This is a genomic window from Vibrio ruber DSM 16370, assembly GCF_900163965.1.
Classification (GTDB): Bacteria; Pseudomonadota; Gammaproteobacteria; order Enterobacterales; family Vibrionaceae; genus Vibrio; species Vibrio ruber.
This window is the reverse complement of the sequence record NZ_FULE01000013.1, coordinates 93,757-116,045: the sequence shown is the minus strand read 5'-3', so window position 1 is coordinate 116,045 and position 22,289 is coordinate 93,757. Positions and strand designations below refer to the sequence as shown.

Sequence of the window (22,289 nt, the reverse complement as noted above, 5' to 3'; positions counted from 1 at the left end):
ATCACACCAGTTCAGCAATCATTAATGAACTGCGGCTTCTTTTGCTCCGATATACTCGAATGCAGGTTCATCGTCTTTCAGAGATACCTTCACTGTACCGCCATCCACTAAAGCACCAAACAATAATTCGTTTGCCAGTGGTTTTTTCAGTTTCTCCTGAATAACTCGACTCATCGGACGTGCACCCATCTCTTTATCGTAACCTTTCTGTGCCAGCCAGTGTCTTGCTTCTTCAGAAACTTCCAGCGACACTCCGCGAGCATCCAGTTGGGCTTGCAATTCAACCACGAATTTATCGACAACCTGATGAATGACACGCTCATCCAGCGCATTGAACCAGATAATATTATCTAAACGGTTTCTAAATTCCGGACTGAAGACCTTCTTAATCTCAGACATGGCATCATGACTGTGATCCTGCTGAATCAGACCAATTGATTTTTTCACCGTTTCAGCGACACCAGCATTAGTGGTCATCACCATGATAATATTACGGAAGTCCGCTTTACGCCCATTGTTATCCGTCAGTGTCCCATTATCCATCACTTGTAGTAACAGATTGAAAATATCCGGATGCGCTTTCTCAATCTCATCAAGCAATACGACCGCATGAGGATGTTTAATCACTGCATCAGTCAATAACCCACCTTGATCGTATCCGACATAACCCGGAGGTGCCCCGATAAGACGGCTGACAGAATGACGTTCACCATATTCAGACATATCAAACCGCAGCAATTCAATCCCCAGCAATTTCGATAGCTGAATGGTCACTTCCGTTTTACCGACCCCTGTCGGACCGGCAAACAAGAATGAACCGACGGGTTTATTTTCCGCTCCCAGTCCGGCCCGCGATAATTTGATTGCTTCGCTCAGTGCATCAATCGCATTATCCTGTCCGAAGACCAACATCTTCATTTTCTGATCAAGGCTTTGTAATACATCTTTGTCAGAAGAAGACAGTGATTTCTCAGGAATTCGAGCCATCTTCGCGACCATGGTTTCGATATCCGAAACACCAACCGTTTTCTTACGGCGACTTGCAGGCACCAAACGCGCTCTCGCACCCGCTTCATCAATCACATCAATTGCTTTATCAGGCAAGTGCCGTTCATTGATATATTTCGCGGATAACTCAACCGCAGCCCGAAGCGCTTTATTGGTATAACGCACTTCATGGTGAGCTTCATATTTCGCTTTCAGTCCCATCAAAATCTTCGTGGTGTCATCCAAAGATGGTTCTGCAATATCGATTTTTTGGAAACGGCGAGAAAGCGCACGCTCTTTTTCGAATATATTACTGTATTCCTGATAAGTCGTAGAACCGATACACCGTAACTTACCACTACTCAGGAGCGGCTTAATCAGATTCGCGGCATCAACCTGTCCGCCCGAAGCAGCCCCGGCGCCAATGATGGTATGAATCTCATCAATGAACAGAATCGCGTCTTTTTCTTTTTCCAGTTGTTTGAGGATATTTTTAAAGCGTTTCTCAAAATCACCACGATATTTTGTTCCTGCCAACAAAGAACCGATATCAAGTGAATAGATCACACTGTCTTTGATAATTTCCGGCACTTGTCCTTCGACGATTCGCCAGGCAAGCCCTTCAGCAATGGCAGTTTTACCGACACCGGCTTCACCAACCAGCAGCGGATTATTTTTACGGCGACGGCATAGAACCTGGACAGTCCGCTCCAGTTCATAGTCTCGGCCAATCAATGGATCAATCTGACCATTTTTCGCTAACTGATTCAGGTTGCTGGCAAAATTTTCCAGACGCTCTTCAGACGGCGTATCTTCCGCGCTGTCAGCACCGAAAGAATCAGGGGCAGACTCATCACTGGAGCCTGAGGTTTTGGTAATACCGTGAGAAATGTAGTTGACGATATCCAAGCGGCTAATATCATGTTTTTTCAACAGATAAGCGGCTTGAGACTCTTGTTCACTAAAAATTGCAACCAGAACATTCGCACCGGTCACTTCATTTCGTCCGGAAGACTGAACATGAAATACCGCGCGTTGTAATACACGCTGAAAGCTCAGTGTTGGCTGAGTTTCCCGCGTTTCGTCACTTTCCGGGATTAGGGGTGTCGTTTTGTCGATAAACACATCCAACTCTGAACGCAAAGCATCCAGATCCGCTCGACAAGCAATTAACGCTTCTTTCGCTGCTCCATTCTCTAACAATGCAAGCAATAGATGCTCGACAGTCATATACTCATGTCTTTTATCCCGGGCTCGGGCAAAAGCATTGTTCAAACTAGATTCTAGTTCTTTGTTAAGCATTGGGACCCCCTTAAGGAACAACCTTGTTGTTCGGCAAGTACTAAGCTCGCTCCATGATACAAAGCAATGGGTGTTCATGTTTCTTCGAATAGAGTGACACTTGTGTCACTTTCATCTCAGCCACCTCAGCAGTATACGTCCCACAAATCGCCTTCCCTTCGTAATGCACTTTCAGCATCACTTGAGTCGCTTGATCAATATCCATCGCGAAAAATCGCTCCAGTATCTCAATCACGAAATCCATCGGTGTATAATCGTCATTCATCAAAATCACGTTATACATAGATGGGGGCTGCACTGCTGTCTTTTCCTTCTCCAGTAATTCTGAGTCTGGAGCCACCCATTCAAAATTTTTACTCATAACGGTTGTGAATCAGAGAGTTTTCCATTTAGATTAATTATTTAGGCTTCTAGCAATAGAACTATGTTTGTTAGCCAACTGATATGAAGTTCCGGGCGCCGAAGCGAAAACATCTCATACTTAGAGACTAATGCACCAATTGTATCGCTGCAAATAAAAGATTGCTAATTCGAATCACGAAATCGATGCGACTACTTTTTCACGACTGATGTCTGCTTATTGTAGTTATAGAAATGTAAACAATAACGCAATTTGTTGCAAAGATGTCGATGTTTACACACTTTTTCTATTGACTGTCACCTCTGATTGTTTAAATTGGACAATTAGTGACTGGTTAATTTGGCAGCAGCGCTGAATTAAAGCTCACAGCAGTGAAAACAAAATTGTAAAAAACAGTAACGTTTTCTTGTCGACAACATCAGTAACAAAATGCATGAGGGATGTAAAGCATGGCTACCGGTAAAGTAAAATGGTTCAATAACGCCAAAGGATTTGGTTTTATCTGCTCTGAAGAAGGAGAAGGCGACATTTTTGCTCACTACTCCACGATCCAGATGGATGGATATCGTACCTTAAAAGCAGGTCAACATGTGTCATATGAGATTGAACAAGGACCAAAAGGCTTCCACGCTAGCGCCGTTGTACCAATCGAGGCTCAACAAGCCAAGTAAAAAATAGTCATTGTCGCTGCCAAACATGTCTATACATGGTTGCAATAAACCCGCCAACGGCGGGTTTCATTATTTATACGTGTCGGTCAATCGAGAATATTGACCGACAACGCGTTTACTGTCCAATGATGGCGTTCAATGTTTGGCTCGGACGCATCACCTGTACAGCCTTAGAGAAATCAGGTAAATAGTATCCGCCCAAATCTCCGGCAACACCCTGAACCTGACTCAGCTCAGCAACAATTTTCTCTTCTTCAGCCGACAACTGTTGTGCAATCGGTGCAAATTCAGCAGCAAGATCAGCATCATCAGTCTGTGCTGCCAGTGCCTCAGCCCAATATTTCGCCAGATAATAGTGACTGCCCCGGTTATCCAGTTCACCCACTTTACGTGAAGGTGACTTGTTTTCATCCAAGAATACACCGGTTGCTTTATCCAACGCATTAGCAAGAACCTGAGCTTTCTTGTTGTTCATCGTCACGCTAAGATGTTCTAACGATGCCGCCAATGCCAAGAATTCGCCCAATGAATCCCAACGCAGGTGATTCTCTTTCTGCACTTGCTGGACGTGTTTCGGTGCTGAGCCGCCGGCACCTGTTTCAAACAGGCCACCGCCATTCATCAACGGTACGATAGACAGCATTTTTGCCGAAGTGCCCAATTCTAAAATCGGGAATAGATCCGTCAGATAATCACGCAGCACATTACCAGTCACAGAAATGGTATCCTGACCGTCTTTCATCCGTGCGAGCGTGTATTGAGTCGCCTCTACTGGCGACATGATTTTAATATCCAGTCCGGAGGTATCATGTTCCGGTAAATATTGCTCAACTTTCTTAATCAACTCAGCATCATGAGCACGCTCTGGATCCAACCAGAAAATTGCTGGTGTCTGGGATAAACGAGCACGAGTCACTGCCAGTTTGACCCAATCTTGGATCGGTGCATCTTTAGCCTGACACATCCGGAAGATATCACCGACTTCAACGGTTTGCTCCAACAATGTATGACCGTCACGGTCAACCACGCGCACAACACCGTCATCATCGATGACAAATGTCTTATCATGTGAACCGTATTCTTCCGCTTTCTGAGCCATCAGACCAACGTTTGGTACACTGCCCATTGTGGAAGGGTCAAACGCACCGTGTTCTTTACAAAAGTCAATCACAGTCTGATAAACACCGGCATAACAGCGATCCGGAATCACAGCTTTGGTATCTTTCTGCTGGCCGTCAGGTCCCCACATCTGTCCGGATGCACGAATCATGGCAGGCATCGACGCATCGACAATCACATCACTCGGCACATGCAAGTTGGTGATACCGCGGTCAGAGTCAACCATCGCCAGTTCAGGGCGGCTCTGGTAAACAGCCTGAATACTGGCTTCAATTTCTGCTTTCTGCTCGGCCGGCAATGATTGAATTTTCGCGTAAACATCGCCAAAACCGTTGCTGACATCAACACCTAACTGCTCAAACAACTCACCGTATTTAGCAAACACGTCTTTATAGAAGACCTTGACTGCTTCACCAAAAATGACGGGGTCAGAGACTTTCATCATCGTGGCTTTCATATGCAGAGAAAACAGAACATCTTGCGCTTTTGCGTCTTCGATTTCCTGCTCAAAAAATGCATTCAAAGCTTTTTGACTCATGATCGAGGTATCGATAATCTCTTTATCGAGTAACGCAAATGGTTTTTTCAAAACCTTGGTCTGACCATTTTTACCCACAAATTCAATGGAAACTTCAGTGTCACCCTGAATCGTCAGCGATTTTTCAGTCCCAAAGAAATCCTGCGCTTCCATGGATGCTACATGTGATTTCGAATCGGCTGACCATGCCCCCATTGAGTGTGGATTTTTCTTCGCATAGTTCTTCACAGACAAAGGCGCCCGGCGGTCAGAGTTTCCTTCGCGCAACACAGGGTTCACTGCACTGCCTTTGATCTTATCGTATGTCGCTTTTACCGCAGCTTCAGCATCATTACTTGGTTCTGCAGGATAATCCGGCAGGTTATACCCTTTTTCCTGTAATTCTTTAATTGCAGCTCTCAACTGAGGAACCGACGCTGAAATGTTAGGTAACTTGATGATGTTGGCTTCCGGTGTTTGAGCCAAATCACCCAGCTCACTTAAAGCATCACCGATACGCTGTTCTTCTGTCAGGCATTCAGGGAAATTAGCGATAATACGCCCGGCCAGTGAAATATCCCGGGTTTCAACCTTAATTCCTGACGATGCGGTAAAAGATTTGATAATGGGCAATAAAGAATAAGTTGCAAGAGCGGGTGCTTCGTCCGTAATCGTATAAATAATGGTAGGTTTGTCTGTAGGCATGAACTTTCCCTATCTGTTCTTAACAACCCCATGTGATTGTGGCAGTTAGTTATGTGAATATCTGAGATGTCCTGAGTGATTGTTCAGGCCACTCTTAATGAACCACCCAGCCGTATCGGAAGATCTTCGCAAATATCCGATACGGATTCGTGAGTGGATGATTGCCATACCCAAACGACTTCGGATCATCGTGTGGTAATTTTTATTCACTCTGTACGACTTGCTGAGCGTCATCGTACCAAAAGCAATCCGGGTATATTACGGCCTATCGAATGACAGGCTGATTGAGTATAATTAAACGAAACTGAAGAAATAGTCTATTATCCACACTTCATAATCGTATCAGAGCGCGCAAATAATAGCTTAAACTCAACATTGTGAAAACTCAGAAATACAGTTCATTTACAAATTTGCAAGGAAGTTAACATGTCTTTCCCGTCACGCAACTCCTCATCGTTGCGTCGCTCCACTCGTCAGCAGTCAAAAAACGCAAAATTTTCTCAGCGGGCAAATCATTCCGGACAGAGAAAATCACGACCGCAGCAGACACCCGAAACCCGGAAAGTCATTTTGTTCAATAAGCCTTATGACACACTGAGCCAGTTTACTGACGGTGAGGGTCGCCAGACGCTGGCTGATTTTATTCCGATCAAAGATATTTATGCTGCCGGTCGCTTGGATCGAGACAGTGAAGGTTTGATGGTTCTGACCAATGATGGTCAGTTACAGGCTAAGCTGACACAACCGAAGTCCAAATCTCCCAAAACTTATTGGGTACAGGTTGAGGGAGCGCCTGAAGAATCAGATCTGGAACAACTCAGACGTGGCGTAACACTGAAAGATGGCCCGACGCTTCCCGCAATCGTTGAAATCATGTCTGAGCCTCAGATATGGCCACGCACACCACCGGTTCGGTTTCGGGCAGCGATTCCGACCACCTGGCTATCGATCACGATTATTGAAGGACGCAACCGTCAGATTCGACGGATGACAGCACATATTGGCTACCCGACACTGCGTCTGATTCGTTATTCGATTGGAGAGATGACATTAGGATCGTTGCAACCCGGTGAGTGGCAAGAAATCAGCGCTTCTTAAGGCGCTGATTCCGTTGATAACCAAATTCGGCTATCGATGACGCTCTTTGAGTTTATTGATAACATCGTTCATCGATAAACCCTGATCTTGTAGCAACACCAACAGGTGATAGACCAAATCGGCAGACTCGCAAACTAGTTCCGCCTTATCGCCCGACGTCGCTGCAAGCGCGACTTCAACGCCTTCTTCGCCCACTTTTTGCGAAATACGCTTGGTGCCACGGGCGTACAGACTGGCAGTGTAGGAAGATTCGGGATCGGCTTGTTTGCGCTCACCCAAAAGTTGCTCCAACTGGTGAAGCCACACCATTTGTGATTCTTCTTGCTGATCGGCATCCCAACAACTGGTTGTCCCGGTGTGGCAGGTCGGCCCGACCGGATCGACTTTAACCAGCAACGTGTCATTGTCACAATCCAGTGCAATATTTTTCAGCTGTAACACATTGCCGGAGGTTTCTCCTTTGGTCCATAAGCGCTGTTTCGTCCGCGAAAAAAACGTGACCTGTTCAGTCAATACGGTTTTTTCCAGTGCAGAGTCATTCATATACCCCATCATCAACACCTGACCTGACTGAAAATCCTGTATGATCGCAGGAACCAACCCCTCGACTTTCTCCCAGTCAATCCGCTCTGAAAGGAATGCCAGTGTTTCGCTACCACTCATAATCTCACCTCGATCCCTTCTGATTTTAAATACTGTTTGAGTTCGGCAATATCAATGATCCGCTTATGGAATACTGATGCAGCTAATGCACCGTCAACATTGGCCTGTAAAAATGCTTCGGCAAAGTGCACCATTTCGCCCGCACCACCGGAAGCAATCAAGGGAATATCACAGACTTCACGCACCATGTTGAGCTGCTGAATATCATATCCCTGACGCACCCCATCCTGATTCATCATATTCAAGACAATTTCACCGGCACCGCGTCGCTGAACTTCCTGTACCCAATCTTGCGTCTGCCATTGGGTTGCTTTGGTGCGGTGCTCATCACCGGTAAACTGATACACCTGATATTGACCGGTCTGCTGATCAAAATAGGAGTCGATTCCGACCACAATACACTGCACGCCAAATCGATCCGCAAGGGAAGTAATCAACTGTGGATCGGCTAAAGCAGGCGAATTGATCGACACCTTATCTGCACCGAATTCCAGAATACGGGCTGCATCTTCAGCGGTTCGAATCCCTCCTGCAACACAAAACGGTATATCGATCACTTCAGACACCCGCTGAACCCAGCTTTTATCCACCACGCGGCCATCACTGGATGCGGTAATATCATAAAAGACCAGCTCATCGGCACCTTCTTCAGCATAGCGCTGTGCCAGAGGCACGATATCACCGATAATCTCGTGATTACGAAACTGTACGCCCTTGACCACCTGACCATCTCTGACATCAAGACATGGGATTATTCGCTTTGCCAACATGCAAATGCCTCCTCTGCGGTAAACTTACCATCCAATAGTGCCCGGCCAACAATCACACCTGCCACCCCAGAACCTTTTAGCGCTTGAATATCATCCAGAGAGCCAATGCCCCCGGAAGACTGAAATGCAATTTGCGGATATTGACGACAAAGGTCAATGTACAGATCGACATTCGAACCACTCAATGTGCCATCGCGTGAAATATCGGTACACAATACATGTTTCAAGCCGACGGTCAGATAATCTTCAATTAAGGATTCAATCGTGGCTCCGGAATCTTCCTGCCACCCAGAGATTGCCACCCGGCGTTGCCCGTTAGCGTCAATATTAATATCCAGCGCCAGTACAATTTTTTCCGGGCCGTAGGTTGTCATCCATGTCTTGACCATTTCAGGCTGCTTGACAGCAGTAGACCCGACCACCACCCGTTGCGCCCCGGCCTGAAGCAGATCGACAACATCTTGCTCGGCACGAACCCCGCCTCCGATTTGAATATTGGCAGGCGTTCCCGCCAATAATCGGGCGATCAAGTCTAACTGGCGGGCTGCTGTATCTTTCGCGCCGGTCAAATCGACCAGATGCAACCAGTCAGCACCAGCCTGATGGTAACGATTGAACTGCTCAACCGGGTCAACTTTATACTCAGTCACTTGTCCGTAATCCCCTTGAAACAGGCGGACAACCTGACCATCAATTAAATCTAATGCAGGTATAATCACAACAATATCCCTTGTCTGCTGCTCAGAGTTCTAAGAAGTTCTGAATCAATTTCGCACCGGCTTTACTGGAACGCTCCGGGTGGAACTGAACCCCGTAATAATTACCACTTTGAATGGCGGCACTGAACGGCTGGCCATAATCACACTCGGCAATGGTGTAATCCCCGACCGGCATCGCATAGCTGTGTACAAAATAGAAATAATGTCCGCTTTCAATGCCTTTAAATAATGGATTATCGGTTGCATTCACGGTATTCCACCCCATATGTGGCAGCGGTAACGCACCGCTATCCATCCGTTTCACGATACCGTCACAGAGACCGAGACATTCGACCGTATCACTGCCATCCATGACTTTCTCTTCAGAGAATTTGCCAAGCAATTGCATTCCCAGACAGATACCTAACACCGGTTGCTCAATCTGTTTCACTAACGTAATCAAATCTCGTTCTTTGAGATTTTTCATCGCTTCTTTCGCTGTCCCGACACCGGGCAAAAACAGTTTATCTGCGGCTAGCACCACTTCCGGTTGCTTGGAAATCGTCACCGAATAGCCGAGTCGTTCGACAGCAAACCGTACGGATGACACATTGGCGCACCCGGTATCAATAATGACAACTTTGTCCTTCGTCATTACAACACTCCTTTACTACTGGGTAATTCATTCCCTTCAACTTTGATCGCCTGACGCAGTGTCCGGCCAAATACTTTAAACAGGCTCTCAATAATATGGTGGTCATTGTCACCCGCAGAAGAGAGATGCAGCGTACAAGCCAAAGTATCGGTCAGCGAGCGGAAAAAGTGGTAAGTCATTTCCGTTGAAAAGTCACCGACTTGCTCGCGAGAGAATTGGGCATCGAATTTGAAATAGGGCCGACCGGACAGATCCAGAGCACACTGTGCCAAACACTCATCCATTGGCAGTGAAAAACCAAAACGACCAATCCCGCGTTTGTCCCCTAACGCTTCTTTGAGCGCCTGCCCTAAAGCTAACGCGGTATCTTCCACCGTATGATGGTCGTCAATATGCAGATCGCCTTGAACCTGAGCCGAGAGACTGAATCCACCATGGGTAGCAATCTGATCGAGCATATGATCGAAGAACCCGAGCCCGGTTGCGATTTGATTGTTACCCGCTTCATCGAGATTAACGGTAATGGCGATATCCGTTTCTTTAGTCCGACGAACCACTTCTGCCGTTCTTGGCGCTGTAGTCAGCTGTTTAACAATCGCCTTCCATCCCATTGTCTGTGGATTGTATTGAATACCGCGAATTGCCATATTTTCAGCGAGCTGCAAATCGGTGGCTCGGTCACCAATCACTGCGGAACGCTGAAAATCCACCCGTCCTTCCTGTAAATACGGTTTGACCAAACCAAGTTTAGGCTTACGACAGCTACAATTATCCGCTTCAAAATGCGGACAGATCAGTACATCATCGAATATCACCCCTTGTGAGGTAAAAATATCCATCATCATTTGGTGCGGGGCATCGAAATCAGCTTGGGGGTAACTCTCTGTTCCGAGGCCATCTTGGTTGGTCACCATCACCAAACGATATCCGGCATTCTGGAGTGACAAGAGACTGGGAATGACATCTGGTTCAAGCTTGAGTTTATCGAGGCGATCCACCTGAAAATCAATCGGTGGTTCAACGATTAACGTGCCATCCCGGTCAATAAATAAAATCTTTTGTTGTTTGCTCACAGAGACATCCTTTTATTATCGGTCAAACGGTCCATTCTTGTTCCATCTGTTACTGGTCGATCCATTACTGATAAAAGCGGCGAATAAACGCTAAGGTTTTTTCACACTCTTCCCGGTTACCGGCACTAATCCGGACACAGTTTTCAATCGGTGAATTGCGTAAAATCATCCCGTTATCCCATGCAGCCTGGAATAATGCATCACCATCAGGAAACTCAACCAACAGATAATTTCCCCAGCCATCGAATACCGTCACCCCGGGAATAGCAGAGAGCCCGGCCTGAAGATATGCGCGATTGGTATTAATTTCCAAGGCCTGATATTTCATCCGCGCCAAACCACTTTCTGACAGCGCTTGCTGAGCAATTTCAGAAACCGGATAAGGAACAGGATAAGGGGCAATGACTTTGAGTAATACTTGAATTAATTCGGCATTGGCCAGTGTATATCCGCAACGTAAGCCCGCTAACGCGAATGCCTTCGACAACGTGCGCAAAATAGCCAGATGCTCGTACTGTTCCAACAGATCAACCGTCGAAGCCTGTGGGCAAAAATCGATATAAGCTTCATCCATCACGACAATGGCGCGGTCTTTGGTCAGCTCCAGCAGTGCCACAATGTCTTCCCGAGCGACTAAATTACCCGTCGGATTATTCGGACTACACACAAACACCACTTTGACGCCATCTAAATTGGCTTCGATAGCTGGCAAATCCAGTTGCCAGTCGGATGTCAGCGGCACCACTTTTCTGGCTACTCCAATCGTCTCAGCACTGATAGCATACATGCCGTATGTTGGCGGGCAGTAAAGAATCGCGTCTTCATTCGGCTCACAAAAAGCACGAATGATCAGCTCAATGCCTTCATCTGCTCCCCGCGTTGTCAAAACTTGCTCCGGTTGAACACCGGCATAAGCGGCATAAGCAGAGAGCATCCCTTCCGGCTGACAGGAAGGATAACGATTCAATCCGGACAAATTCAGTTGATAGGTATTATCAAAAGGTGATTCGTTGGCATTGAGCCACACATCACCACTGCCGCCGATACGTCGGGCGGAGAGATAAGGGGTTAATTTTTGAACCTGTTGTCTGGCCAGTTTTTCCATTATGATTCCGCCCGATTTAATTTTTCAATGCGAATAGTCACGGCACGTTTGTGTGCATCCAATCCTTCGGCTTCTGCCATCGTTACCACTGTCGGAGCCAGCTGACGCAACCCATCGTCGGAAAGTTCCTGAACGGTCATGCGCTTACTAAAATCAGCCAACCCAAGACTGGAATAGGTTTTGGTATAACCATAAGTGGGTAAAACATGATTGGTTCCGGATGCGTAATCACCGGCAGACTCCGGTGACCAGCGGCCTAAAAAGATTGAGCCGGCATTGTCGAGTAAGGGCAACAGTTCCCGTGGGTTCTTGGTCTGAACGATCAGATGCTCCGGACCATAGATATTAGAAATCGAAACAGCCTGCGTCATCGACTCAGAAATGATCACCAGACTGGATGCCAACGCTTTTTGAGCCGTTGCAGCGCGGGAAAGCACACTGAGTTGAGATTTCACCGCATCGGTGACCTGATCAGCAATAATCGGTGATGGTGTCACAAGCACCACTTGAGAATCAGGGCCATGCTCGGCCTGACTGAGTAAATCTGCGGCAATAAAGTCCGGGTCGGCTGTTTCATCAGCAATGACCATCACTTCCGAAGGCCCTGCCGGCATGTCAATCGCAGCACCGCGAAAATCATTACTCACCTGACGTTTGGCTTCCGTCACATAAGCATTGCCCGGCCCAAAAATTTTATCGACTTTGGCAACAGATTCTGTGCCATAAGCCATCGCTGCAATCGCCTGCCCGCCTCCGACATTATAAACTTCATCAATCTGACACAGTTTGGCGACATAGAGAATTTCGTCGGCAATCGGTGGCGGAGAACACAAAACGACTTTCCGGCAACCCGCAATTCGAGCCGGCACGCCTAACATCAAAACCGTTGAAGGAAGCGGCGCACTCCCGCCCGGGATATATAAACCGACAGTATTAATAGGACGTGTTATTTGTTCACAGACAACACCAGGCATTGTCTCAACCTGAATCGGTTGGGAGATCTGTGCTTTATGAAATTTGGTAATATTTGCGTAAGCCTGATCCAGTGCCTGCTTCATCTCTTCGGACAGACGTGCCGAAGCTGCTTGAATTTCCTCAGCCGAAACCCGAATATTTTCAGGGCTCACGCGATCAAATTTCTCTGTCAGCGTCCGGAGAGCCTGATCACCGTTGAGACGAACTTGCTCAATCACCTCAGCGACAGCTGCCGTGACATTTGCACCTTCAATAATAGCCGGACGCTCCAAAACTGATGCTTGTTGGTCTTTGTTTAAAGATTGCCATACAACCGTTCTCATTATGATCACTCCATCATTTTTTCAATCGGCAGAACCAGAATCGAACTGGCACCCAAGGCTTTTAAATGTTCCATTGTTTCCCAGAACAAATTCTCGGAACTCACCAAATGCACCGCAACTTTTGATTTATCAGCTGACAGCGGCAATACCGTCGGGTCTTCCGCTCCGGGCAGTAATTGTTTAATTTCTGCCAGTTTATCGACCGGTGCATGCAACATGATATATTTTGACTCTTTCGCTTGCTGAACACCGTGCATCCGAGTCAGTAGCTTATCGATCAAAGCAACCTTATCTGCAGCAAAATCACCACGTCGCTGAATCAATGTCGCTTTTGACTCAAAAATCACTTCAACTTCTTTCAGACCATTGGCTTCGAGTGTTGCCCCGGTTGAGACTAAATCAGCGATTGCATCAGCCAGCCCTGCTCTGGGGGCGACTTCAACCGAGCCAGTCAACATACAAGTTGTAAATGGGATCTCTTGACGATCCATATAAGCTTTTAGCAGATGAGGATATGTTGTCGCGATTCTCATCCCATTCAAATCTTGCGGGCCGTTGTAACTTTTATCTTTATCAATTGCAATCGACAGACGGCAGCCGCCGAACTCCAGACGTCTTAAAGAAACGAATTCATTCGGTTCATTCAGTGCCAGCCGATCCAAACGAACCTCTTCGAGTACGTTTTCGCCGACAAACCCTAAATCCACGACCCCATCCATAATCAATCCCGGAATATCGTCATCACGAACGAGCAACAGATCAATCGGCATATTGAGTGAGTGGACGACCAAACGCTCTCCCATCACATTAAACTTCACACCACACTGCTTCAGGAGCGCCATACATTCCTTACTCAGGCGGCCTTTCTTTTGGACTGCAATTCTCAGGCGTTGTTGTGCTTGCATAAATAATTCCTTGTCAACCATTGTTCTATTTAGTATCCATTCAACTTTTTGAATATCTGCTGTTTCATAATGTAAAACATATAAAAAAACCCTCGGAATTACTCCCGAGGGTTCATTGAATATCTTCATTTCACCTCCGGGAGAATTTTATCTCCCGGGTATGCGCTCATCTCCCGAAAGATAACTTAGGGATGATGATGGTGATGAATGTTTACAACAAAACTGTTTTTCATAATGAGACCGCGCATACTTGGAAAAATTTTTAACTTGCCTATCAAGTTTTCTTCACACTATACAAGCTTGAGGGATTTTGCAACCCCTCTTTTGACTTTTTATGCAAATAATCTTCATAAGACCAATCGCACCCGATAAGCGCTTCGGACATCAGTTATCACCGGAACACTTATGTTGAGATTGCTGTCGGATACGAAAGCCAAAACAGATGACGGCAAATACGGCCAATGTCACCAGTAAGGATAAGCTAACGGAATCGCTCAGCCCTAAAACGATATAGCCAATCAGCGAGATAAACGCCACTAGCAACGCATAAGGAAGTTGAGTTGAAACATGATCAATATGATGACACCGCGCCCCGGTTGACGACAGAATCGTTGTGTCAGAGATTGGTGAACAGTGATCTCCAAAGACAGAACCTGCCAGCACCGCCGCCAACATTGGCATCATCAGTGCCAGTTCGGTTGCACCGGCAATATCCCCGGCAATCGGCAGCATAATACCAAACGTTCCCCATGATGTACCGGTCGCGAATGCCATACACCCCGACAATACAAACAGAATTGCCGGTAACCAATGCACCGGAATGTTACCCTGCGCCATGGACGAGAGATAGAGCCCTGTCTGCATATCTTTAATGACCGCGCCAATCGTCCATGCGAAAAACAGCACTAAGATTGCCCCGAACATTGATTTCATTCCGATAAACAACGTTTTCAGGATAATATTCAACGGCATCCGTTGTCTGAATACCGAAAACAGCGCTATCAATAACCCGACTAAACCACCGTCGATTAAAGATATCCCTACATCCGTATTTTCAAACGCGCCTAAGATGCTAAATGTTTCACCAGCCGCCTGCAGCGACTGCCAGCCAGTAAAAATCATTGCAGCGACAGTCGCGATTACCAATGCCACAATCGGCACAATTAAATCACGTACTCGCCCTGATTCACTCTCCTGAATATCGAGTTCATCTTTAAGTTCAGTTGCCTGATCATTGCGCCCGATTCCGGATGAAACACTGTGTTCATGATGTTTCATCGGACCGATATCTAACTGAAAAATGATCATTGCGAACACCATTAATAAAGCAAAAATGGCGTAAAAATTCATCGGAATTAACGCAACATAAGCATTCAGCGGTGTATATTCGGTCATACCGTGGGAAACTAAAATCCCACCGATGATGGTCATAATATATGCGCCCCAGCTGGAAGCTGGCATGATGATACACATGGGAGCGGCAGTTGAATCAAGAATATACGCAAGTTTTGCGCGTGAAACCCCGAATCGATCAGTGACCGGGCGAGAAATTGAGCCAACCGCCAGACTATTAAAATAGTCATCGACAAAAATAAAAACACCCAAAAAAGCAGACAGCAATTGTGCCCCTTTTTTGCCTTTCACTTTTTTATCAGCCCACAATGCAAACGCACGTGTTCCACCGGAAAGCGTCAAAATTGCAGTCATCATCCCCAGCAGAAGAAGAAAACCGATAATGCTCATGTTCCAACTGTTAATTGCACCATCTTCAATGACCAGCGTATAAACTTTACCCTGAATATAATCTAATGAAGAAAACAAAGAATAATCGTTCAGCAGACAGGCTCCTAACAAGATGCCAACGCCTAGAGAAAGCAGCACGTGTCTGGTCAGGATTGCCATACCCAACGCAACAACGGGTGGAAAAAGAGATATTAAGGAGGAGGAAAAATCAACTAATGTCATGATCTTCAATAACCAATAATTTATATGGTAAGAGACCTACTGCATTGTAATTATATGAACAACCTGTCGATGGCATTCAAAGATGAACCAAGTGAAAAGCAATCTAGTTTCACCCAGTCCTACAGTAGCGCTCCATAGTTATACAACAAATAATAGACTATGGCAGTGTTGCCCCTATTCGAGAACAACCCCAGCAAACGGTCTCTGATAAACACGTTTACTTCGGCAAAAAAGCCTTTTAATCAAGGTTACTGGCATCACCCTACCCTGATTTACTTATCTTGATTGCACCTCTACACGGACTAGAACAATTCACTACCACTTCGACAGCGTAACGGCAGTATATGTTGATGACCGAATTAGAACGCGCCCATTGTACAAATACCGGAACCATTTGCAATAGCTTTATCCTTTCTTCAAATCAAAAAGGGGGCAGTCACCACGCAATAGACTTCGTATTAATCCCAATGAATAACTCAAGTTAACAAATCAAGCTCATATATGATATCCATCGTAATTAATGATAATTTGACATAGGCATTTACAATAATTTACGATTCTGCCAGTTTTTTTATATATTATTAGTTCGCTAATGTTGTCATAATAAATATCTGCGTTTATTATTACATTGTGTTTAAATAAAGTTGTGGGAATAACAAAATGTCGGAACTAACTAAAACTCTGCTGAATATTCGTAGCTTACGTGCCTATGCACGTAATTTAACACTCGTTCAGTTAGAGGAAGCTTTAGAAAAACTGACCTCTGTCGTTGAAGAACGTAGAGAATCAGAGGAACAAGAACGAGCAGAAAGAGAAAAGCAAGAAGCAAAACTGGCTCAAATTGCTGAACAAATTGCACAAGATGGTATCGATGTAGACGCGTTAATTTCTGCACTTTCCACCGAAGGTAAGACAAAAGGTAAACGTGCACCACGCCCAGCGAAATATAAATATATCGATGAAAACGGCGCAGAAAAAACCTGGACAGGTCAAGGTCGTACACCATCTGTAATTCAAAAAGCCCTTGATGAAGGCAAGTCTCTGGATGATTTTGCGCTCTAATTCCAGCGACATAAATATTAAAAGGCTCCTCATGGAGCCTTTTTTATTGTTTCTCATTCAGAGTAATTATATGAACCTTTATGCGAAACCAATTATTCTTAGCGAAACATTTTATCTACTTTTTTCACCAAATTATTTTTTGTTATCGTTCCCAATATGCTTCTTCCAAGCTATCTTCTCTTTCTGGCAAGCCTTTCGATAATCTCGGTGAATGCTGACTTAAAACTTCATAGCTTGCTCTATTAGAATACTTACAGACTTGGGAGAACGAAGAATAAGTAATAAAATCATATTGATGTTTAATTGAATTCGGCACATTCATTTTATGATATCTATTTGCCGCCATGTCATGTAATAACGCTGATAATGCAGCATCACCGGCGCCATTGGTGTTTTTAATCACTTCAGGTCCGCCCATATAAGGCGCAATATGTGAATACACTTTGATCGGATGGGTGCAGCAATGCTTCATCATCGGTCGACTAAATTCGTAACGATTAAATTCTGGGATACTACCCGGTAATAAAGGCAAACTGGTCTGACGTTTGGCGTCATCTTCTGTATATCCTGCCATAAATAAACCAAGTGGTCCTGCCGTACACAATACCAGATCAACCCAATCAAGGGCTTTATTTGCAGCCATCAACGGATCAGCGTCTCCGGTTAAAGCATGGCCTTCGTCTTCATTCATCGCAACCACCGTGACGTGCTGCTTTAAGAAGTCTTGCCAAAAGGCCGGATCCTGTTCAATCACATGTTTTGTCCCCAGCGTTAATACCACCGGAACATGATATTTTTTCGCATATTCTATCGCCTTCATTGTTGCTTGAGGCATTGGATCACCCGGTTGGCAGCGAATTAAATATGCCGTTAAAACTAAAGCAGAAGCCGACTGAAAAATATGCTCCGGAATATTTTCTGGGTGAAGTTGATTCATTTGGCCTTCACTGATAGCAAAAGTTCGTTCGCCACTTGAAGTAATCAATGTAAAACAGCGCCCAATTGCGCCATCAATCCCTTGTAAATGGTTCAAATCCACCCGGCTGGAGGTATTGCACAAATAACGATAACCATAACTGCCGATCTCAATATTCTTACACATGACACCTAATAAGGTCGAACGGTCATCAGCCAATACAGAATAGTTATGCAAGGTATTTCCGATTGTACCACCAGCATATTCATTGGTAATCAGACGCTTTTCAACCAATTCAGAATAAAGTAACTCAGCCGTTTCATCCGGAATAACTAAAGAGTGCCCAACACTCAATCCATACCGCTGAATTAAATCCTCATCAACTACCGCTTCAATATCAACAAGTATTTGGTCAATACCAATCACGTGTGTATGAGGTGTCGTTTTGCGTTGGGAGCTTCGTAAAATGAGCAGATCTCGCTCGTCGACAGGAAAATAATGTTTTGACTTACGCTGGCCGGGAAACTTCATATTTAAATTATCGTAAATTAAAAGACTGCGTAAGTTTAGCCGCCAATATAGTCCTCGGCAATGGCTCCAAACAACAGTAATCGATTTCACATCAAAAATAAGGTGACTCTGACACAAACATATGAAATATAGCGCGTGAATTCAGATGCAATTAAACGTTAATTTTATAAAACTATTATCTCCGTTCCATATTTTTCAATATTTCTGACCCAATATAAACTTGACAAATAAATCATCATTGTATGATGAGACATCATCACATCATCCTGACTCTGAACAACTATTTTTATAACAATCACATATAGTTTATGACCGTTCGATGATTATTTTTTATCTCTTTTTTTGTAACTAAAAATATCAAGCTATCCTATACATAGTAAAATCTCCTGCAAAAAAGGACACACGCTGTATATTCGTATACTCACTTCCTTCATTTTTATAATATATTGATAACGTTTCTATAATCATCCAACTTCAATTCACCTCATAAAATGAGTTGATTCTGAGTGAAATACATCCAGTTCAGATTGTCATCAATCCCTCAAAATGACTGCTCTAGATGAAGCTGTAACCGCTACATTCTTTCTGATAGAATCAGCGACCTCAACAGAACAAGTGGTATTGAGAGATGTTAGAAAACCGAGAAGCAAACGCACAGAAGAAAGTTATTGTCGGGATGTCTGGCGGGGTCGATTCATCCGTTTCAGCTTACCTTCTTCAACAACAGGGCTATCAAGTTGAAGGCCTGTTCATGAAAAATTGGGAAGAAGATGATAACGAAGAATACTGTACTGCGGCAGAAGATCTGGCCGATGCTCAGGCTGTTTGCGATAAGTTGGGTATTTATCTTCATACGATCAATTTTGCTGCTGAATACTGGGATAATGTATTCGAATATTTTCTTGCCGAATATAAAGCGGGAAGAACACCAAATCCCGATATTCTGTGTAACAAAGAAATTAAGTTCAAAGCCTTTCTGGAATTTGCTGAAGAGATTCTGGATGCCGACTACATCGCTATGGGACATTATGTCCGCCGGACTTTCCCGTCGGGTCATGACAAACCACAAATGTTAAGAGGCTTAGATAAAAATAAAGACCAGAGCTACTTTCTGTATACCCTGAGTCATGAACAGATTGCCAAAAGCCTGTTTCCGGTTGGTGAACTGGAAAAACCGCAAGTTCGTCAAATCGCTGAAGAACAAGGTTTGATTACTGCGAAAAAGAAAGATTCCACGGGAATCTGCTTTATCGGGGAAAGAAAATTTACCGATTTCTTATCACGTTATCTTCCTGCTCAACCGGGTAAGATAGAAACACCGGAAGGTAAAGTCATTGGTGAACACCAAGGGCTAATGTACCATACGCTGGGACAACGCAAGGGGCTTCACATCGGTGGGCTCAAAGACAGTAATGAGCGACCTTGGTATGTTGCCGAAAAAGATTTACAACGCAATGTGCTGATTGCAGTTCAGGGGGCGGAACATCCTCTGCTCAAATCTGAAGGATTAGTGGCATCGCAACTGCACTGGGTTGATCGCCTCATACCGGAAAGTCCGCTGCAATGCACCGTGAAAACGCGCTATCGTCAAGCGGATATCCCATGTACTATCATCCCTGCCAATAATGGTAAACTAAAAGTCATTTTTGATGAGCCTCAAATCGCAGTAACCCCTGGACAGTCCGCTGTATTTTATCTTGGCGATGTTTGTCTCGGTGGCGGGGTCATCGAAACAAGAATTCCATACACGACATTATAAGATTCAGGAGTTTTACGTGGCGAACACAAATTATGACCGCACAATCGCTTTTGCAGGAATTTGTCAGGCAGCATTTCTGGTACAACAGATTGCGAAGAACGGTCAATGTGACTCTGACGCCTTTGAAACTTCAATTAAAGCGATTCTGAACATGAATCCGACGAGTACCATTGATGTGTTCGGACGCGAAGAGAATCTTAAACTCGGGCTCGAATGCCTGACAAACGGGCTGGACAGCACTCCGTCCGGTAGTGAACTGACACGCTATATTATTAGCCTGATGGCTTTGGAACGTAAACTGAACAGCCGTCGCGATGCCATGTCGCAACTCGGTGATCGCCTCGAAATGCTCGAGCGCCAGTCGGCTCATTTTGAGATACTGGATGAACAGATGATGAGTAATATCGCGAGTGTTTATCTGGATGTCATCAGCCCGATTGGTCCACGGATTCAAGTGACCGGTACACCATCCGTGTTACAGCAAACCTCAAATCAACATAAAGTCCGCGCTTTACTCCTTGCCGGGATCAGAAGCGCGGTTTTATGGCGTCAAGTCGGTGGCAAACGCCGTCATCTTATTTTTGGCCGGAAGAAAATGGTCGAACAGGCTAGAATTCTTTTAGCCCGAATTTAAAATATATCGCAAATCAGGCGAACTAATTCACTCTCAAATCTAACTCAATATCAATATTCAGGAGAAAAACATGGAACTGTCAGCACTGACTGCTGTTTCACCGGTAGATGGCCGTTACGGAAGTAAAACGATTGCGTTACGCAGTATCTTTAGTGAATATGGCCTCCTAAAGTATCGAACTATCGTTGAAATCCGTTGGTTACAGAAGCTATCCAACACCCCCGGCATTCAAGAAGTCCCTGCCTTCAGTCAAGAAGCAAACAATATTCTGAATGAGATTGCAGCCAACTTCAGTGAAGCGGATGCAGAGAGAATCAAAGAGATTGAGCGCACCACGAACCATGATGTTAAAGCGGTTGAGTATTTCCTGAAAGAAAAAGTAGCGCCACATCCTGAATTGAATGCTGTGAGCGAATTTATCCATTTCGCGTGTACTTCTGAGGATATCAACAACACATCTCATGCGCTCATGCTGAAAGAAGCCAGAGATACCGTCATTCTTCCTGAAATCCGTAAAATTATTGATGCGGTTCGGGCACTTGCAGAAGAGCATCGCGATATTCCCCTTCTCTCCCGGACACATGGTCAGCCGGCATCACCGAGTACCATGGGTAAAGAGATGGCGAACGTTGCTTATCGTATGGAACGTCAGTACCAACAGATTGCGAATACTGAAATTCTGGCAAAGATTAATGGTGCCGTGGGTAACTACAACGCGCATTTATCCGCCTACCCTGAACTAGACTGGCATCAGTTCAGTGAATCATTTATCACCGAGTCTCTTGGTGTGATATGGAACCCATACACAACCCAGATCGAGCCACATGACTATATCGCAGAACTATTCGATGCGGTTGCTCGCTTTAACACCATCCTGATTGATTTTGATCGTGATATTTGGGGTTACATTGCACTGGGTCATTTCAAACAGAAAACCATCGCGGGTGAAATTGGTTCTTCAACCATGCCGCACAAAGTCAACCCGATTGATTTTGAAAACTCAGAAGGCAATCTTGGATTAGCCAATGCCGTATTCACGCATTTAGCGCAAAAGTTGCCGATTTCACGCTGGCAACGTGACCTGACCGACTCAACTGTACTTCGCAACCTCGGTGTTGGTGTCGGTTATGCCGTGATCGCTTATAGTTCAACCCTGAAAGGTATTAGCAAACTGGAAGTCAACCGTGACGCTTTACTGGCCGAGTTAGACCAAAACTGGGAAGTTCTGGCAGAACCAATCCAGACGGTCATGCGTCGTTACGGTATCGAAAAGCCTTACGAAAAGCTCAAAGAACTCACTCGCGGCAAACGAGTTGACGGAGAAGCAATGCGTCAGTTTATCGAAGGACTCGACATTCCCGAAGCAGAGAAAGTCCGCCTGAAACAGATGACACCTGCGAGTTATATCGGTCTGGCGATCGAACTAACAGACAAACTCTGAATCATGGATTCGCTTGAATCAAAAAAGGCTTCCGCATGGAAGCCTTTTTTACGT

The 22,289-nt window shown here is 45.2% G+C and carries 19 protein-coding genes, 1 riboswitch and 1 other annotated feature; of the genes, 6 read left to right on the top strand and 13 right to left on the bottom strand.

Annotation, left to right across the window (positions count from 1 at the left end):
- Positions 1–21: 21 nt before the first annotated feature.
- Positions 22–2,289, bottom strand: a complete 2,268-nt coding sequence (clpA, locus tag VR7878_RS04095) for an ATP-dependent Clp protease ATP-binding subunit ClpA (RefSeq protein WP_077333650.1) — start codon at positions 2,287–2,289, stop codon at positions 22–24.
- A 40-nt stretch (positions 2,290–2,329) separates the two neighbouring features.
- A complete protein-coding gene (gene clpS, locus VR7878_RS04090; protein WP_077333649.1) occupies positions 2,330–2,650 on the bottom strand; it encodes an ATP-dependent Clp protease adapter ClpS in 321 nt (106 codons plus the stop codon).
- A gap of 449 nt (positions 2,651–3,099) precedes the next feature.
- Between clpS and cspD the strand changes: the two genes are divergently transcribed.
- On the top strand, positions 3,100–3,321 hold the full coding sequence (gene cspD / locus VR7878_RS04085; RefSeq protein ID WP_021019029.1) for a cold shock domain-containing protein CspD: 222 nt from the start codon (positions 3,100–3,102) through the stop codon (positions 3,319–3,321).
- Positions 3,322–3,436: 115 nt separating this feature from the next.
- Here the strand turns inward: cspD and VR7878_RS04080 are convergent, their stop codons facing one another.
- Positions 3,437–5,662, bottom strand: coding sequence for an NADP-dependent isocitrate dehydrogenase (locus tag VR7878_RS04080; protein ID WP_077333648.1), 2,226 nt, complete (start codon positions 5,660–5,662; stop codon positions 3,437–3,439).
- A 426-nt stretch (positions 5,663–6,088) separates the two neighbouring features.
- Between VR7878_RS04080 and VR7878_RS04075 the strand changes: the two genes are divergently transcribed.
- A complete protein-coding gene (locus VR7878_RS04075; RefSeq protein ID WP_077333647.1) occupies positions 6,089–6,760 on the top strand; it encodes a pseudouridine synthase in 672 nt (223 codons plus the stop codon).
- Positions 6,761–6,790: 30 nt separating this feature from the next.
- On the opposite strand, the gene hisIE is transcribed toward VR7878_RS04075, so the two are convergent.
- From hisIE to VR7878_RS04030, 9 genes are all read right to left on the bottom strand, one after another.
- Positions 6,791–7,423 carry a bifunctional phosphoribosyl-AMP cyclohydrolase/phosphoribosyl-ATP diphosphatase HisIE gene (gene hisIE / locus VR7878_RS04070; protein ID WP_077333646.1) on the bottom strand — a complete coding sequence of 211 codons (633 nt, stop codon included), beginning with the start codon at positions 7,421–7,423 and terminating at the stop codon, positions 6,791–6,793.
- Positions 7,420–8,193: an imidazole glycerol phosphate synthase subunit HisF gene (gene hisF, locus VR7878_RS04065; protein ID WP_077333645.1), complete on the bottom strand. Its 774-nt coding sequence runs from the start codon at positions 8,191–8,193 to the stop codon at positions 7,420–7,422. Before hisF ends, hisIE begins: the two co-directional genes overlap by 4 nt.
- A complete protein-coding gene (gene hisA / locus VR7878_RS04060; protein ID WP_077333643.1) occupies positions 8,175–8,912 on the bottom strand; it encodes a 1-(5-phosphoribosyl)-5-[(5-phosphoribosylamino)methylideneamino]imidazole-4-carboxamide isomerase in 738 nt (245 codons plus the stop codon). Before hisA ends, hisF begins: the two co-directional genes overlap by 19 nt.
- Before the next feature lie 22 nt (positions 8,913–8,934).
- Positions 8,935–9,546, bottom strand: a complete 612-nt coding sequence (hisH, locus tag VR7878_RS04055) for an imidazole glycerol phosphate synthase subunit HisH (protein ID WP_077333642.1) — start codon at positions 9,544–9,546, stop codon at positions 8,935–8,937.
- The gene (hisB, locus tag VR7878_RS04050; RefSeq protein ID WP_077333641.1) at positions 9,546–10,619 is read right to left on the bottom strand and encodes a bifunctional histidinol-phosphatase/imidazoleglycerol-phosphate dehydratase HisB; all 1,074 of its coding nucleotides are present in this window, start codon (positions 10,617–10,619) and stop codon (positions 9,546–9,548) included. The genes hisH and hisB overlap by 1 nt, the downstream gene beginning before the upstream one ends.
- Positions 10,620–10,683: 64 nt before the next feature.
- Complete coding sequence (gene hisC, locus VR7878_RS04045; RefSeq protein WP_077333640.1) at positions 10,684–11,724, bottom strand: histidinol-phosphate transaminase; 1,041 nt, start codon at positions 11,722–11,724, stop codon at positions 10,684–10,686.
- Positions 11,724–13,022, bottom strand: a complete 1,299-nt coding sequence (hisD, locus tag VR7878_RS04040) for a histidinol dehydrogenase (protein ID WP_077333639.1) — start codon at positions 13,020–13,022, stop codon at positions 11,724–11,726. Before hisD ends, hisC begins: the two co-directional genes overlap by 1 nt.
- Before the next feature lie 5 nt (positions 13,023–13,027).
- A complete protein-coding gene (hisG, locus tag VR7878_RS04035) occupies positions 13,028–13,927 on the bottom strand; it encodes an ATP phosphoribosyltransferase (RefSeq protein WP_077333638.1) in 900 nt (299 codons plus the stop codon).
- An 80-nt stretch (positions 13,928–14,007) separates the two neighbouring features.
- Positions 14,008–14,134 (bottom strand) — a sequence feature (His leader region).
- Between the two features lie 177 nt (positions 14,135–14,311).
- Positions 14,312–15,892: a Na+/H+ antiporter NhaC family protein gene (locus VR7878_RS04030; protein ID WP_077333637.1), complete on the bottom strand. Its 1,581-nt coding sequence runs from the start codon at positions 15,890–15,892 to the stop codon at positions 14,312–14,314.
- 117 nt (positions 15,893–16,009) lie between these two features.
- Positions 16,010–16,196, bottom strand: a riboswitch (Lysine riboswitch).
- A gap of 356 nt (positions 16,197–16,552) precedes the next feature.
- Between VR7878_RS04030 and VR7878_RS04025 the strand changes: the two genes are divergently transcribed.
- On the top strand, positions 16,553–16,954 hold the full coding sequence (locus VR7878_RS04025) for an H-NS family histone-like protein (protein WP_038179597.1): 402 nt from the start codon (positions 16,553–16,555) through the stop codon (positions 16,952–16,954).
- Between the two features lie 142 nt (positions 16,955–17,096).
- Here VR7878_RS04025 and VR7878_RS04020 read toward each other — a convergent pair whose 3' ends face one another.
- Positions 17,097–18,401: an inosine/guanosine kinase gene (locus tag VR7878_RS04020; RefSeq protein WP_077333636.1), complete on the bottom strand. Its 1,305-nt coding sequence runs from the start codon at positions 18,399–18,401 to the stop codon at positions 17,097–17,099.
- A 628-nt stretch (positions 18,402–19,029) separates the two neighbouring features.
- Between VR7878_RS04020 and mnmA the strand changes: the two genes are divergently transcribed.
- The 3 genes from mnmA (at position 19,030) to purB (ending at position 22,235) form a co-directional block, all read left to right on the top strand.
- Positions 19,030–20,160, top strand: a complete 1,131-nt coding sequence (mnmA, locus tag VR7878_RS04015) for a tRNA 2-thiouridine(34) synthase MnmA (RefSeq protein WP_077333635.1) — start codon at positions 19,030–19,032, stop codon at positions 20,158–20,160.
- Positions 20,161–20,176: 16 nt separating this feature from the next.
- Positions 20,177–20,794, top strand: coding sequence for a high frequency lysogenization protein HflD (gene hflD, locus VR7878_RS04010; protein ID WP_077333634.1), 618 nt, complete (start codon positions 20,177–20,179; stop codon positions 20,792–20,794).
- A gap of 70 nt (positions 20,795–20,864) precedes the next feature.
- Positions 20,865–22,235, top strand: coding sequence for an adenylosuccinate lyase (purB, locus tag VR7878_RS04005; RefSeq protein WP_077333633.1), 1,371 nt, complete (start codon positions 20,865–20,867; stop codon positions 22,233–22,235).
- Positions 22,236–22,289 lie beyond the last annotated feature (54 nt).